At 71.8% G+C, this 12,715-nt stretch carries 19 protein-coding genes and 1 tRNA gene; 15 read left to right on the top strand and 5 right to left on the bottom strand.

The genetic code is table 11. The features are described 5' to 3' along the window. Positions 1-12: 12 nt before the first annotated feature. The gene (locus ACRB68_RS42955) at positions 13-699 is read right to left on the bottom strand and encodes a nitrate reductase molybdenum cofactor assembly chaperone (protein WP_456356033.1); all 687 of its coding nucleotides are present in this window, start codon (positions 697-699) and stop codon (positions 13-15) included. A 211-nt stretch (positions 700-910) separates the two neighbouring features. On the opposite strand from ACRB68_RS42955, the gene ACRB68_RS10770 reads away from it, so the two are divergent. The 4 genes from ACRB68_RS10770 (at position 911) to mscL (ACRB68_RS10785) (ending at position 3,254) form a co-directional block, all read left to right on the top strand. Beyond that, entirely contained in the window at positions 911-1,720 is an 810-nt protein-coding gene (locus tag ACRB68_RS10770) for an S-methyl-5'-thioadenosine phosphorylase (RefSeq protein ID WP_153531929.1), read from the top strand. Then, positions 1,717-2,316 carry an SAF domain-containing protein gene (locus ACRB68_RS10775; RefSeq protein WP_328594016.1) on the top strand — a complete coding sequence of 200 codons (600 nt, stop codon included), beginning with the start codon at positions 1,717-1,719 and terminating at the stop codon, positions 2,314-2,316. Before ACRB68_RS10770 ends, ACRB68_RS10775 begins: the two co-directional genes overlap by 4 nt. 52 nt (positions 2,317-2,368) lie before the next feature. Further along, positions 2,369-2,767: a large conductance mechanosensitive channel protein MscL gene (mscL, locus tag ACRB68_RS10780; RefSeq protein WP_153531930.1), complete on the top strand. Its 399-nt coding sequence runs from the start codon at positions 2,369-2,371 to the stop codon at positions 2,765-2,767. A 73-nt stretch (positions 2,768-2,840) separates the two neighbouring features. Next, positions 2,841-3,254 (top strand): large conductance mechanosensitive channel protein MscL, encoded by a 414-nt coding sequence (gene mscL, locus ACRB68_RS10785; RefSeq protein ID WP_153531931.1) that lies wholly within the window; start codon positions 2,841-2,843, stop codon positions 3,252-3,254. Here the strand turns inward: mscL (ACRB68_RS10785) and ACRB68_RS10790 are convergent. Further along, the gene (locus ACRB68_RS10790; protein ID WP_328594017.1) at positions 3,251-4,279 is read right to left on the bottom strand and encodes a D-alanyl-D-alanine carboxypeptidase family protein; all 1,029 of its coding nucleotides are present in this window, start codon (positions 4,277-4,279) and stop codon (positions 3,251-3,253) included. The genes mscL (ACRB68_RS10785) and ACRB68_RS10790 overlap by 4 nt on opposite strands. A gap of 83 nt (positions 4,280-4,362) precedes the next feature. Continuing rightward, complete coding sequence (locus ACRB68_RS10795; RefSeq protein WP_153531932.1) at positions 4,363-4,755, bottom strand: hypothetical protein; 393 nt, start codon at positions 4,753-4,755, stop codon at positions 4,363-4,365. A 147-nt stretch (positions 4,756-4,902) separates the two neighbouring features. Here ACRB68_RS10795 and ACRB68_RS10800 point away from each other — a divergent pair. Continuing rightward, positions 4,903-4,975: transfer RNA gene (locus ACRB68_RS10800), tRNA-Arg, on the top strand. A gap of 112 nt (positions 4,976-5,087) precedes the next feature. On the opposite strand, the gene ACRB68_RS10805 is transcribed toward ACRB68_RS10800, so the two are convergent. Together ACRB68_RS10805 and ACRB68_RS10810 are read right to left on the bottom strand one after the other, a co-directional pair. Further along, positions 5,088-6,557, bottom strand: a complete 1,470-nt coding sequence (locus ACRB68_RS10805) for a tyrosine-type recombinase/integrase (RefSeq protein ID WP_153531933.1) — start codon at positions 6,555-6,557, stop codon at positions 5,088-5,090. 14 nt (positions 6,558-6,571) lie between these two features. Then, positions 6,572-7,216, bottom strand: a complete 645-nt coding sequence (locus ACRB68_RS10810; RefSeq protein ID WP_153531934.1) for a helix-turn-helix transcriptional regulator — start codon at positions 7,214-7,216, stop codon at positions 6,572-6,574. A gap of 90 nt (positions 7,217-7,306) precedes the next feature. On the opposite strand from ACRB68_RS10810, the gene ACRB68_RS10815 reads away from it, so the two are divergent. From ACRB68_RS10815 to ACRB68_RS10860, 10 genes are all read left to right on the top strand, one after another. Further along, complete coding sequence (locus ACRB68_RS10815; RefSeq protein WP_194293241.1) at positions 7,307-7,546, top strand: helix-turn-helix domain-containing protein; 240 nt, start codon at positions 7,307-7,309, stop codon at positions 7,544-7,546. Then, complete coding sequence (locus ACRB68_RS10820) at positions 7,543-7,863, top strand: helix-turn-helix domain-containing protein (RefSeq protein ID WP_194293242.1); 321 nt, start codon at positions 7,543-7,545, stop codon at positions 7,861-7,863. Before ACRB68_RS10815 ends, ACRB68_RS10820 begins: the two co-directional genes overlap by 4 nt. 54 nt (positions 7,864-7,917) lie before the next feature. After that, positions 7,918-9,447 carry a DnaB-like helicase N-terminal domain-containing protein gene (locus ACRB68_RS10825; RefSeq protein ID WP_153531936.1) on the top strand — a complete coding sequence of 510 codons (1,530 nt, stop codon included), beginning with the start codon at positions 7,918-7,920 and terminating at the stop codon, positions 9,445-9,447. Positions 9,448-9,580: 133 nt separating this feature from the next. Further along, entirely contained in the window at positions 9,581-9,823 is a 243-nt protein-coding gene (locus ACRB68_RS10830; protein WP_153531937.1) for a hypothetical protein, read from the top strand. Continuing rightward, complete coding sequence (locus ACRB68_RS10835; RefSeq protein WP_153531938.1) at positions 9,820-10,026, top strand: hypothetical protein; 207 nt, start codon at positions 9,820-9,822, stop codon at positions 10,024-10,026. The genes ACRB68_RS10830 and ACRB68_RS10835 overlap by 4 nt, the downstream gene beginning before the upstream one ends. A gap of 39 nt (positions 10,027-10,065) precedes the next feature. After that, complete coding sequence (locus ACRB68_RS10840) at positions 10,066-10,665, top strand: hypothetical protein (protein ID WP_153531939.1); 600 nt, start codon at positions 10,066-10,068, stop codon at positions 10,663-10,665. A 258-nt stretch (positions 10,666-10,923) separates the two neighbouring features. Next, complete coding sequence (locus tag ACRB68_RS10845) at positions 10,924-11,355, top strand: hypothetical protein (RefSeq protein WP_153531940.1); 432 nt, start codon at positions 10,924-10,926, stop codon at positions 11,353-11,355. 121 nt (positions 11,356-11,476) lie between these two features. Beyond that, positions 11,477-11,791, top strand: coding sequence for a hypothetical protein (locus tag ACRB68_RS10850; protein ID WP_153531941.1), 315 nt, complete (start codon positions 11,477-11,479; stop codon positions 11,789-11,791). Then, positions 11,788-12,060, top strand: a complete 273-nt coding sequence (locus tag ACRB68_RS10855) for a hypothetical protein (RefSeq protein ID WP_153531942.1) — start codon at positions 11,788-11,790, stop codon at positions 12,058-12,060. The genes ACRB68_RS10850 and ACRB68_RS10855 overlap by 4 nt, the downstream gene beginning before the upstream one ends. Continuing rightward, the gene (locus ACRB68_RS10860) at positions 12,057-12,707 is read left to right on the top strand and encodes a hypothetical protein (RefSeq protein ID WP_153531943.1); all 651 of its coding nucleotides are present in this window, start codon (positions 12,057-12,059) and stop codon (positions 12,705-12,707) included. Before ACRB68_RS10855 ends, ACRB68_RS10860 begins: the two co-directional genes overlap by 4 nt. Positions 12,708-12,715 lie beyond the last annotated feature (8 nt).

Consider the following 12,715-nt stretch of genomic DNA (forward strand, 5'->3'; position numbering starts at 1 on the left):
GGGGTCGGGCTTCTACCGCACCGACAGCCGTGGCTCGGGCAAGTCGTCCTCGACGGCCGGCGCCTCGAACGGCAGCAGCACCGCCAAGGACTCCGGCGCCAAGGACTCCGGCGGCGCGGCCAAGGCCGACTCCGCCCCGGCCTCCTCCGGTTCGGGGGACTCCGGCTCCGCCGCCAAGCCCGCGAGCACGGGCTCGTCCTCGTCGGAGAAGGTCGCCTGACCCGCCGCCCCCACTGTCGCGCACACCGCGCCGACGGGGGCGGCATACGGTGTTCCCCGGGCGAGCAGGGCCAGGTGCAGGCGTTCCAGCGCGGCCCTGTTCGCCAGCAGCAGCCAGTCGTCCGCGCACAGGGCGGCGTACTCCAGCATGACCGGCAGCAGGTCGGGCCGCTCGCCGTCGGCCTCGTGGCCCGCCATCCGGTAGTAGTCGGGCAGCCGCGCGAGGACGCCCTCCCGGCACGCCCGGTCGGCGTAGCGCGCGAGGCGCAGCCCCTCCCCCCGGCACACCTCCAGGTAGTGCACGGCGAGGCGGAGCGGCGGCGTCCGGTCCACATGGTCCAGGAAGAGCTCCAGGCCGCGGCTCGCGGGCCCGTCCGGCAGGTCGCGGACGGCGGCGCGCAGCATCGGCCGGCGGTCGTAGAACCGCTGGTCCGGATACCGCAGCAGCAAGGCCGCCGCCCGCCACACCACGACGTGCACTTCCGCCCCCGAAACCCCGAAGTGACCGCGTTCGGCTTCCTTCCCGTGACACTCCGTGTTCATGCGGACGCAACCAGGCGGACGCCGGGACGGCCCGCCGCGACCGGGTCCCGGCTCCGCCGTCCAAGATCATCGGCCCGGTCCCCCGAAGTTATCCACAGCCGCCGCCGCACCTGCCGGACGCCCGCCGCGGCTGGCTAGGGTCGGCGGCATGACCACTACCAACGCCGAGATCGGCGTCATCGGCGGCTCGGGCTTCTACTCCTTCCTCGACGACGTCGAGGAGGTCCGGATCGACACCCCCTACGGCCCGCCCAGCGACCCGGTCGCGATCGGGGAGCTGGCCGGCCGCCGGGTCGCCTTCCTGCCCCGGCACGGCCGCGACCACCGCTTCCCGCCCCACAAGATCCCCTACCGGGCCAACCTGTGGGCGCTGCGCTCCCTGGGCGTGCGCACCGTCCTCGCCCCGAGCGCGGTCGGCTCCCTCACCCCCGGCCTCGGGCCGGGCGCGCTGGCCGTCCCCGACCAGCTCATCGACCGCACCTCGGGCCGCGCGCAGACCTACTACGACGAGGGCGCGGCCGTCCACGTGTCCTTCGCCGACCCCTACTGCCCGGCGGGCCGCCGCACCGCCGTCGCCGCGGCCCGCACGGCCGGCTGGGAGCCCGTCGACGGCGGCACCCTCGTCGTCATCGAGGGCCCCCGGTTCTCCACCCGCGCCGAGTCCCGCTGGTTCGCCGCGCAGGGCTGGACCCTGGTCGGCATGACGGGCCACCCCGAGGCCGTCCTCGCCCGCGAGCTGGCCCTCTGCTACACCCCCCTCTGCCTGGTCACCGACCTGGACGCCGGCATCGAGGAGGGCGAGGGCGTCACGCACCAGGAGGTGCTGCGGGTGTTCGGCGCGAACATGACCCGCCTGCGCGACCTGGTGGCCGACGTCATCAAGGCCCTGCCCGCCGACCGCGCCTGCCCCTGCCCCCACGCCCTGGACGACCTGGAGCTCCCCCTGGAACTCCCGTGAGCGGGACCGTGGGCGGGACCGTGGGCGTGGCGCTGGGGCGGCGGCGCCGGGGGCTGGCGGCGCTGTTCGCCGCGGCGGCGGCCGGGTTCGGCCTGCTGGCGCTGCGGCCGCCCCCGCCTCCGGCGGTGCCGGTGGTGGCGGCCGCCCGGGACCTGCCGGCCGGGGCCCGGGTGCGGGCCGCCGACCTGCGGACCGTCGCCCTGCCGCCCGCGGCGGTCCCCGACGGGCTGCTCCGCGCCCCGGCGGGCCGGGTGCTGACGGGGCCCATGCGCCGCGGCGAGCCCTTCACCAGCGCGCGGGTCCTCGGCGACGGGCTGCTGCGCGGCCACGGGCCCGGCACGGTCGCGGCGCCGGTGCGGATCGCCGACGCGGACTCGGTCCGCCTGCTGCGGCCCGGCGACCGGGTGGACGTGCTGGCCGCCCCGGCGGGCGGGCGCGCCCGGCTGCTGGTCTCCGGCGTGCCCGTCCTGGCGATCCCGCGGTCGCCGCCCGGCGGGGAGCGCGGCGCCCTGGTCGTGCTGGCCACCGGCCGGGACGAGGCGGCCGCCCTCGCGGGCGCCGGCGCCGTTCTCTCGGTGACCGTCGGCGGGCATTGATAACCTCGGAGGGTTACTCTCTGATCGCAAAAAGTCACTGACAGAGGTGTCCATGAGCGGCTTCAAGAAGTTCCTGCTGCGCGGCAACCTGATCGAGCTGGCCGTCGCGGTGGTCATCGGCGCGGCCTTCACCGGGCTGGTCAACGCGCTCGTCAAGTCGTTCATCGAGCCGCTGATCGCCCTCATCGGCGGCCAGCCGGACTTCAGCGGCCTGGCCGTGACGATCGGCGGCACGAAGTTCCCCTACGGCGTCTTCATCACCGCCGCGATCTCGTTCCTGATCATCGCCGCCGTCGTCTACTTCCTCGTCGTGCTGCCCACGACCAAGCTGCTCGAACGGCTCACCCGGGCCGAGGAGGCCGGCGAGCGCGAATGCCCCGAATGCAGGTCCGAGGTTCCCGTCAAGGCGACCAGGTGCAGGTTCTGCACCTCTTCGCTCGTTCCCGCATGACCGGTCATGAAGCCCGCCGCGCCGGGTAGGGGGTCGGCGTAACACGACCCCCTACCTACGCAGGAGTACGCCCATGGGCGGTTTTAAGAAGTTCCTCTTCCGGGGGAACCTGGTGGACCTGGCCGTCGCGGTCGTCGTGGGAGCCGCCTTCGCCTCGCTGGTCACCGACTTCACGAAATCGTTCATCGCGCCGCTGATCTCCCTGCTCGGCGGCGAGCCCGACTACACCCGGCTGTCCGTCAAGATCAACGACACCACGTTCCCCTACGGGATCTTCGTCACCTCGGCGATCACGTTCTTCATCACGTCCGCGATCGTCTACTTCATCGTGGTGCTGCCCACCGCCAAGATCATCGAGCGGCTGGACCGGCACAAGGACGTCACCGAGCGCCCGTGCCCGCAGTGCCTCAGCGACATCCCCGTCAAGGCCCGCCGCTGCCGCTACTGCACCTCCGAGGTCCTGCCCGCCACCGAGGCCCCGGTCTAGCGGTCTCCGTCGGTGCCGTACTCCCAGTGCCACGGCTCGAACGGGTTGCTGTAGGCCCAGGCCGGGTGCAGCCACCCGAACCGCTTGGAGTTGGCCTCCATCCAGTTGAACTGGGCGGACCCTGAGTTCTGCACCCCGCCGCACAGGTCGACGGCCTGCCCCTTGCCGTGGTTGCTGGTCCCCGGCACCGCCGCGAACCCGGGCCGCTCGGCGTAGACGCGGTGCTGGTCGGCCAGGCTCCGGTAGGAGGACGTCACGCACATCGCGTGCCCGAACCGCTTCCGGTAGGCGGCGTTCAGCTTGTAGAAGGCCAGCGCCGCGTCGGCCCGCAGCTGTGCCCCCTTCTGCGGGAGGGGGCACAGGTACTTGTCCGGGATCAGCCCGTTGGGGAACCGCTTGGCCCCGGCCGCGAGGCTGCGGTCGCAGCCGAGCTCCAGCCGCTTGTCCGGGCTCACCTTGGCCAGCAGCGCGGTGAGCTGCCGGGTGATCTTCTCGGACCGGTCCTTGAGGTCGTCCACCTGCTTTTGCACCTTGGCCTGCTCGACCGCGTTGCGCGCCTGCAGGTCCTGGGCGCTCGCCGCGAGGTCCTGCCGGCGCTTCTGCAGCTCGCCCGCCCGCTTGACCAGCTCCTGCTGGCCGCTCGCCAGATGGGTCAGGTCGGCCGTCGACCGCAGCGCCTGGGCCGGGTCGCCGCCGCCGAAGACCGCCATGGACCCCGCCGCGCCGGGCTGCTGGTAGGTGGCGTTCGCCAGCCGGGCCAGCGGCTCGCGGATCCGGTCCAGGTCGGCCTCGGCCGCCGCCAGGTCCTTCAGGGTCTGCCGGAGCCGGTCCTGGGAGCGCTCAAGCTCCCGCCTGCGCTGCTCCATCTGCCCGGTGGCCTTCTCCAGGTCCGCCCGGGCCTTGGCGGCCTCGCGCCGCAGTCCGTCCAGCGAGTCGTCGGGGCCGGTGGCCCGCCCGGGGGTCGCGCCGAGCATCGTCATCACCAGGAAGACCGCAGTCAGCACCGCCGACCGGGGGGTTGGCACGGTGGTTTTCCTCCTGATGCCCAATTACACATGGCCGCAGGCACGTTACTACAGGTTCACCGGTGGCTTGCGTCCATCCGCCCTCACCGGCGCCGGCGGCACATCCTGTCGAGGAACGGGAGCCCCTCCCAGGGACAGGGCCGGCCGTGCGTGGGCGGGCCGCCCCGCCGCTTGGGCGCGGTCTTCGCCTTGGGCTTCACCGGCGCCCGCTCGGCCTTCCGCGTCGGCTGCGGCTTCGGCTTGGCCTTGGGCGGCACGGACGACCCGAACGTCGGATGGCTCTCCGGCGCCTTCGGCGCCACGGCCACGGTGCTCTCCACCCGCTGGGTGGGCGTCTTCGCCGGCTCTCCCCGCATCCCGAACGCCACGACGCCGAGCAGCACGAGAACGGCGAGCACGCCGCCCGCCCAGGCGAGCCACTTCCGGCTCCCCTGGTCGCCCTCGACCTGTCCCTGCCCTCGATGCCGACCCGTCACGGCACCGAAGCGTACCGATTCGCCTCTTCTGGGCCTAGTGGCCCACCCGCAAACCACCCCGCCCCGCCCATAAGGGCGAGCATCACCGGCCCCGTTCCCCTACCCTGTAGGTGCGGTCCGCTACGCTCTTGCGTCGAACACCGCCCAGCCTCCGTAGCTCAGGGGATAGAGCACCGCTCTCCTAAAGCGGGTGCCGCAGGTTCGAATCCTGCCGGGGGCACCGGCCTCGAAAGAGGCACTGAACAGGCAGAACGGCCCCGGATCACTCCGGGGCCGTTCTCGATTTCGGGGGTCGGCGCGGGCCTGGTTGGCACATTGATGGCACAAACGGCCTACGCGCGGTTCCGACGTGGCACGAACGCCGCGATCCTGGTCGCCGCGTCCTCGGCCAGCTCCTCCGCAACGACCGCGTACACGTCGGCGGTGAACGCTGACGAGGCGTGGCCGAGGATCTCGCTCACGACCTTCATGTCAACGCCGGCGGCGAGCAGCATCGTGGCCGAGCCATGCCGCAGGTCGTGCAGCCGGACGGGCGGCAGCGGCGGCCCGGTCAGCGCGGCCTCGACCTCGTGCGCGGTGACGCGCGTGCGGCCGATGATCTGCTCACGCGTCCAGCCGTCCGCGGCCCGCCGGCGGATGTTGCCGTACCGGCGGATCAGGCGCGTGAAGTGGTGCGAGACCCCTTCGGGCCGCAGCGGCTGCCCGTCCTCGCGGGTGAAGACCCGCCCCGAGTCCGTCCACGCCTCGCCCCACATCACGCGCTCTTCGAGCTGGCGCTTGCGCCACGCCTTCAGCACGTCGGCGGTGCGCTGGTCGAAGACGATGACGCGGTCGGAGTCCTCGGACTTCACGTCGTCCAGGGTGTCGTCGGGCTGCGCCTGGCGGACGTGCAGCCGGCGCCGCTCGGTGCTGAGGTCTGGCCGATCCAGGCCAACCAGTTCACCGCGGCGCATCCCCCAGTAGGCGCCCAGGTGCCACAGCGGGTACAGCCGGTCGCCTTCGGCGAAGTCCAGAAACGCACCGCACTGCGCGGCCGTCCAGACCATCACCTTGCCGGGGACCTTGCCGGTCTCCTCCCAGTGCTGGACGCGCTCGTCCGTCCACAGCAGCGGCTTGTCGCGGCCCTTGCGGGCGGCGCCGCCCTTGCTGCGGAAGACCCCTTCGGCGGGGTTCTCGTCCAGGATTCTGGAGACCTTCACCGCGTCGTTGAGCGCGGCGTTCAGCACGATGTGCACGCGCTTGATGCGCGACTCGGAGATCGGCCGGTTGGAGTACCGCTCCCCCTTCAGCGTCGCCCGCGCGGCGAGCAGGCGCCGCAACATCTCGGTGGGGCGCTTCTCTTCGGCCGGCCGGTTGATCTGCCGCATGGCGGTATACAGCTCGCGGATCTGGTCCTGACCGAGCTGCCCCATGAGCTTGAGGTGGCCGAGGCCCGGCTTCAGGTACAGGTCGATGACCTCGCGGTCGGTGTTCAGCGTCGACCGCTTCAAGCCCTCGCCGGACTCGGCCTCGGCGACGCGCCAAGCGTGCCGCTTCTCCAGGTATTCACCGAAGGTGATCTTCCGGTCATACGCCTTGCCGTTCTTGCCAGCCTGCCCGACGACCTTCCCCAACTCGACCTTGCATTCGGTCTCGGTGTCGAAGGGGCCGATGCGCGGCTGTCGCCGCTTGCCGTCCGCGCCCTTGGGCGCCTCGTAGCGGGCGTACCACTTCCCGTGGCGCCGTTTGTCCAGGTCGGGGCACTGTTTCCCGAGCAGCTTGCCGGTCTCGTCGCGGCACGAGCACGCCTTGAAGGGTTTCATGGAAGGTCCACTCGTCAGAAAGGGGGATCTTCGTTAGGAGACGCATTGGTCGGCGGAGGGAACACCGGCTTATCCGGCTCGACCAGACGCAGCAACTCATGGAGTCGCCGTGCGATCTCATTTTCCAGAGGGGCAGGGCTCCTATCGATCTTCTCGCCGTCAAACCACTCTTCCGGGCGGTACCAATCAAGCCGACTCGGGCTCCAGACGAGGTTGTACTTCTCAAGAGCCTTGTTAACCAATGCAACGAAGACCGGGTTGGGTGCAGTCGCGAGCGCACTGTGCAGCAGGTCATTCGCTTTGATCGTTGCCGCCTCCTGATCGGAACTGCCCATCGCGTAGGGGCCAGGGTCGGGATACCAGGGGTATTCGTCTGGCGTTGGGGGATCGCCGAGGCCGACCGGCAGGAAGAAGAACGGGATGGGCTGTTCGAAGACCTTGGCGAAGGCTGCGAGCTCATTAGCGTTGAACTCGCGTGTCCGGCCGGTCTGCCATGACCGTTCCGCCGCGCCGAGGGTGGCGCTCGTCCATCGCCGGCCGGTCACCTCGCTGAGCCGGACCGCCGTATCGTCCTGCGTCCACCCCTTCAACTTGCGGGCGCGAGCGAGGTTGTACGCAACCACCTGGTTGACCGTCAACGGTTCGGTTGTCTCTGACACAAGAGCAGCGTAGACCGACAGTCAACATCCATGCAAGGTAACCGAACACCCGTGTTGCCTGCCTGGCCACGTCCCACTAACCTTGCCTGCATGATGGTGGATCTAACACCTGTGCAGGGTTCATCTCTGCTGAAGCAGGCCCGCGAGGCCAAGCAGCTGTCTCTCCGCCGGGCCGCAGCACAGGCGGGCATCGACCCTGCCCACCTCTCCCGCGTTGAGCGCGGCGAGCGTCAGCTCAGCGTGGAAGCCCTGCAGCGGCTCGCCCAGGTCGTCGGGCTTCACGAGCTCGCCGCCAACCTGCGCCCCTTCATCGGGGAGTCCAAGCCATGAACGCGAAGTGGACGCGCGAGGCGATCGAAGGTCTCGGCCCCACGACCGATGTGCAGACGGCTGCCGACGTCCTGGACTGCTCGGACTGGACGGTCTACGAACTGATCCGGCGCGGCGAGTGGACGCTCACGCGGGTGTTGCGCCTCGGCCGGAAGATCAAGATTCCCACGCATGACCTGGTGACCCTGCTCTACCCCAACACGCGGACGGCCGAGCCCCCGACAGGCCCGGCCGACACCACGAACGCCCCCAAGGACGCTCCTCATGCTCTCCAGAATGGCACGGCCGGACCGTCCCTGCTTCGCCCAGCCCGCTGACCTGGCTGGCCCCGAACTGGACGCCGTGGCCAAGCACAGGCTGCGGAGGAGCTGGTGACCGACGACGGGCTCTTCAAGGAGCCGCCGCACGACCTCGCCGCCGAACGCAACACCCTCGGCGCGATGATGCTCGCCGAGAACGTCATCCCCGACGTGTACGAACACCTCGGCGACCAGAACGACGAACGGCGCACCGCGTTCTACCGGCCCGCCCACCAGATGATCTACAGCGCCATCATGGGCGTCTTCGACCGGGGAGCGAAGCCCGACCCCACGCTGGTCGCCGACGAGCTGACCAAGCGCGGCCAGCTCGCCCGCACGGGCGGCGCCCCCTACCTGTACGGCCTGTACGAGGGCGTCCCCACCGTCACCAACGCCGGCAAGTACGCCGAGATCGTCGCTGAGGTTCACCGCGCCCGCCAGGTCGTCGAACTCGCCGAGCGCATCGACCAGGCCGCCCGCAAGGGACTAGTCGATACAGCGCGCCAGTTCGTCGCCGACTGGACCGACGCGCAGCGCGCGACCGGTAAGGCGGCGCCCGGCCAGTCGTGGCGGCCCGTCGACCTCGGCCCGATCCTGCGCGGCGACCACGAGCGCCCCGCCCCCTCGGTCGGGCTGGCGCGCTCGGACGGCCTTCGCCTGCTGTACCCCGGCAAAGAGCACACCGTCATGGGGGCGATGGAGTCGGGCAAGTCGTGGTTCAGCACCGCCAGCTGCGCCGCCGAGCTGACGGCCGGCCACCACGTGCTGTACGTCCACTTCGAGGAAGCCGACCCGACCGACACCGTCGAGCGGCTGCGCACCCTCGGCGTCCAGGACCACGTCATCGCCGAGCGGTTCCGGTTCGTCGGCCCTGACGAGCCGGTGCGCGCCGAGTTCCTCGCCGAGCTGCTCAGCCCGGCGCCGTCGCTGGTCGTGCTCGACGGCGTCAACGAGGCGATGGCCATGCACGGACAGGCGATCCGCGAAGAGGACGGCGCAGCAGCGTTCCGGCGCCTGCTGGTCAAGCCCTGCACCGCTGTCGGTGCCGCCGTCCTGGGCGCCGACCACGTCGTCAAGGACCGTGAGAGGCAAGGGCTCGGCCCCCTCGGCAGCGTCCATAAGGGCAACGGCCTCTCGGGCTCACTGGTCCTGCTGGAGAACGCCGAACCGTTCGGGCGAGGGCAGCGTGGCCGCTCGTACGTGTTCATCACCAAAGACCGGCCCGGCTACCTGCGCGGCGCGGGCCGCGCCGACACCAAAACGCCTGGCAAGACGTTCATGGGGTCGCTGGTCGTCGATGACACCCGGACTCAGTACAGCTACCTTGACCTGGCTTTCTGGGCGCCCGCTCCTAAAGACGACCAGGATCCCGGCGAGCTCAAGAGCAAGGACGCCAAGGACGACGAGCGCGTCCTCGACGTCATTCGCGAACTCATTGCCGCCGGCGAGACCGCCAATAAGCGGACCGTCAGAGCCAGGTCCGGCATCAGCAGCCCGCGGACAGACGCAGCACTCACCCGCCTTGGTCTGGACGGCTACATCCGCATCGAACCGGGCGCGAAGAACGCCACCAACTTCATCCCTATTCAGGAGATCTCGTGAGCGAGCCGCTCTGCGTGCCTGCGTGCCCGGTTCTAAAGAACCGGGGCACACAGGCACACAGGCGCTGCGTGCCTCAGACGCACGCAGGCACACACGGGCACGCAGGCACTCAGAAGAAAATGCAGGTCAGCGCATGAAGCCCACCGAACGGCGTCAGCAGACCGATTCGAGAACCCGTCTCACCCCCCGCGCGAAGCGGATCTACGTCGTCCGCTGGATCGGCGCCGGCCGCGGCGACGTCAAACACCGCCACTTCACCCGCCACCACGACGCACAGCGCTACGCCGCCAAACTCCGCGGCTACGGCAAGGACCCCGCCATCTACACCGCGCCCCTCGGCGACTGGACCAAGGTCCCCATCAGGAGCACCTGGTGAGCCTCGACGACGACCTGCGCGACGCCGTACAGCAGCGCCTCACCGAACGGCTGGAGCGGGCCGCACAACGCCGCGACAAGCGCGCCCAGCAGCTCTCCGAGCTGTCCGAGCGCCGCCAGCACGGCCTGCGCGCCCGCCACGCCGCCAAGCTCAACCGCGCCGCCGGCGCGCCACCGCAGGACACCGGCCAGGGACACGCCTGACCGGCGACACATCGCACCGAACACGGAAGGAAAACGATCATGGACTTCGGACAGAGCCACGACGACCACGGCAACTCCCCCGCCGAGCAGGACGGCGGACAGGCCGGTGAGCGGCACGGGGACGACCAGGCCCGCAACGGCGCCGGCCGCTACGAGCGTGACCCGGGCACCGTGGAGCGCGACGCCAAGGCGCTCGCGCTGCGGGTGCAGGCTCGTTCGTACACCGAGATCGCGGCTGAGCTCGGTTACGCGGACCGGTCGGGCGCGCACAAGGCGGTGAGCCGGGCGTTGCAGGAGACGCTGGAGGAGCCGGCCGCCGCCGTGCGGACGCTGGAGCTGGAGCGGCTCGATGCCACGCTGGAGCGGCTGAACGGGCTGGAGGAGGCGGCGCATGCGGTTCTGGCGGCCAAGCACGTGACGGTGTCGAACGGCAAGGTCGTGCAGCTGGACGGCGAGCCGCTGCCCGACGATGGGCCGATGCTGCAGGCGCTCGACCGGCTGCTGCGGGTGGAGGAGATGCGGCTGCGGGTCGCCGAGCGGCGCGCGAAGCTGCTCGGCTTGGACGCGGAGAAGAAGGTCGCGCTCAGTGGGGGCGTGAAGTACGAGGTCGTCGGTGTCGACGTCGCCGATCTGGCCTAGGAGCGTGTGCGGGGCGGCTGCGGCGGGCTCGCCACGGCTGCCCTCGCCGCCCCTCTTGCCGCCGCGGGCGCGCGAGCAGGGCGGGTGTGCAGGTGGCGGGGTGGGCGTGCTCGGTCGCTCGTGTGCGCCCGCGCGCGAGGACGAACGTTCGCCGCACCCCGCCTCGCCGCATGAGACAAATTCCCGGAGTTGTCTCATGGCTAGGGCGGGTGGGGTGTGAGCGCGGCTGAGGGGGCACGTCCGGGGGCGCGGTCGGCGGTGATCGAGCAGGGCGGGGTGTTCTTGCCAGGCGAGGTCTGTGCACGGCTGTGGCCGGTGCTGCGGGCCGAGCTGGCGCGCCTGCTGCAGGACGACGGCGGGCGGGTGCGGCCGGAGGTGGCCGAGGCGATGGAGGCACTGCGGGCGGCGGCGCTAGCGCATGCGTCCGCGAACGGACGTCCCGGGCGGACATGCGCGGACATTCCTTCAGGTTGGGGTCGTGATCCCGGGCTGGTGACGTCGGGTGAGCTGGCGGGCCGTCTGGGTGTGAGCGAGCGGCACGCGCGCCGTCTCGCCGCTGCTGCCGGGATCACCTCGGCGGGCCGCGGCTTGTGGCTGGCCGAGGACGTCGCCGCGCTGGTCGCGGCTCACCGGTCGGAGGCAGCCCGTGGGCGTCGAGATGGTCGCTGGCAGGACGAGGGCAGGCGGTAGCCCTCCGGTGCGCGGGGGCGCGGTCGGGGCGGGCAGCGACCCGCACGACGCCCGCCGCGCAGATGACGGTAGAGACGGTGCCCGCGGAGACGGCGAGCGGCTGGCGCGGGTGCGGGCGCTGTTGCCGCTAGGCCCTGAGCGTCCCGAGGGCGCGCCAGCGGCTGACCTGGCGGTGCTGGCGGCGGCGTTCCGGGGAGCGCTGGAGCGGGCGCGGGCGGCGTCGCCGGCCGGGCGCGAGCAGATGCTCGGCGACGCGCTGGCCTACCGGGACGAGGCGCTGCTGAGGGCGGTGCTGTCGGCGGCGCTGGAGGCCGGGCAGGACGCACTGCTGGATGTGTGGGCGGCGCGGGAAGGGCGGACGGCGCTGCTGACCGAGGTGCGGGCGCTGCTGCTGCGCACCGGCATCGACCCGCGGACGCTGGCGGGCGCGGCGTGATCGCCATGGGAGCCCAGGCCGGGCGGGTTCGGCGTCGCCGGGGTGCGGCCGGCGGGGTGCTGCGGACGGTCGGGTCGGCGTGGCCGCGGCTGTGGTCGGCGTCGCGGGCCGCGTTGCCGGCGGCGCTGACGGTGGCGGGGTTCGTACTGCTGTCGGCGGCGGCGTGGACGTTGGCGACGGCTGCGGGGCTGGCGGCGGCGGGCGCGTCGTGCCTGCTCTTGGAGTACCTGACGCACGAGGAACCGACCCACTTGGAGGACAGGGCATGATCACGTGCGAGGACATCGAGCGTGCCGCCGGCGAGTTGCAGGCCGCGAACAGCGCCGCCGAGGCCCTGGGTCCCCTGCATCGGTTCATGCCGCCCACCGACGCGCAGGCCGCCGCACAGCGCGAGGTCGAGGCGGCGGCCGGGCGGCTGGAGGCGCTGACCGCCCGCAGAGACGCCGAGCAGGCCGAGGTCGCCGAGCGCGGTCGGCGGGAGAAGGCCGCGGGCAAGTACCTGACGGCGGCCGCCGCTGAGCTGGAGGCGTCCCGCCGTAAGGTCGCTGCCGCCGCCGCGGACGCTCAGCAGGCGCTCGTCGCGTTGCTGTCGGCCGGAGCCGAGTATGACGCGGCCGTGTGCCACCACGCCGCCGACCTGGTCGCGCGGGGCCTGCCCTTGGACGACGAGGTGGGCGCGGAGTACGAGACCGGCGGCGGCCGGGGCAAGGTGCGGATCCGCGGGAAGTGGACGCTCGGTGTCGACCCGAGCGTCGTCGTGCTGTGGGTCCTGTCTCGTGTCGCGCACGCGCAGCTGCCCCGGCGCGCCGTGGTGTGGGCGCCGCCGCCGGCGATCGGGCCGCACCGGCTGTTGAACGGCCGTGTCGACGGGCTGCTGGACGATGTGCCCGCGGTGCCGACCGTGCCGGGCGCGTAAGGCAGGGG

Origin of the sequence: Actinomadura macrotermitis, from assembly GCF_009604375.1 — a bacterium.
GTDB lineage: Bacteria > Actinomycetota > Actinomycetes > Streptosporangiales > Streptosporangiaceae > Spirillospora > Spirillospora macrotermitis.

Bases quoted from the DNA above. Each gene is read 5' to 3' on its own strand.
- ACRB68_RS10770 (WP_153531929.1), top strand. From the start codon at position 911: ATGACCACTACCAACGCCGAGATCGGCGTCATCGGCGGCTCGGGCTTC.
- mscL (WP_153531930.1), top strand. From the start codon at position 2,369: ATGAGCGGCTTCAAGAAGTTCCTGCTGCGCGGCAACCTGATCGAGCTG.
- mscL (WP_153531931.1), top strand. From the start codon at position 2,841: ATGGGCGGTTTTAAGAAGTTCCTCTTCCGGGGGAACCTGGTGGACCTG.
- ACRB68_RS10805 (WP_153531933.1), bottom strand. From the start codon at position 6,557: ATGAAACCCTTCAAGGCGTGCTCGTGCCGCGACGAGACCGGCAAGCTG.
- ACRB68_RS10815 (WP_194293241.1), top strand. From the start codon at position 7,307: ATGATGGTGGATCTAACACCTGTGCAGGGTTCATCTCTGCTGAAGCAG.
- ACRB68_RS10820 (WP_194293242.1), top strand. From the start codon at position 7,543: ATGAACGCGAAGTGGACGCGCGAGGCGATCGAAGGTCTCGGCCCCACG.
- ACRB68_RS10830 (WP_153531937.1), top strand. From the start codon at position 9,581: ATGAAGCCCACCGAACGGCGTCAGCAGACCGATTCGAGAACCCGTCTC.
- ACRB68_RS10840 (WP_153531939.1), top strand. From the start codon at position 10,066: ATGGACTTCGGACAGAGCCACGACGACCACGGCAACTCCCCCGCCGAG.
- ACRB68_RS10860 (WP_153531943.1), top strand. From the start codon at position 12,057: ATGATCACGTGCGAGGACATCGAGCGTGCCGCCGGCGAGTTGCAGGCC.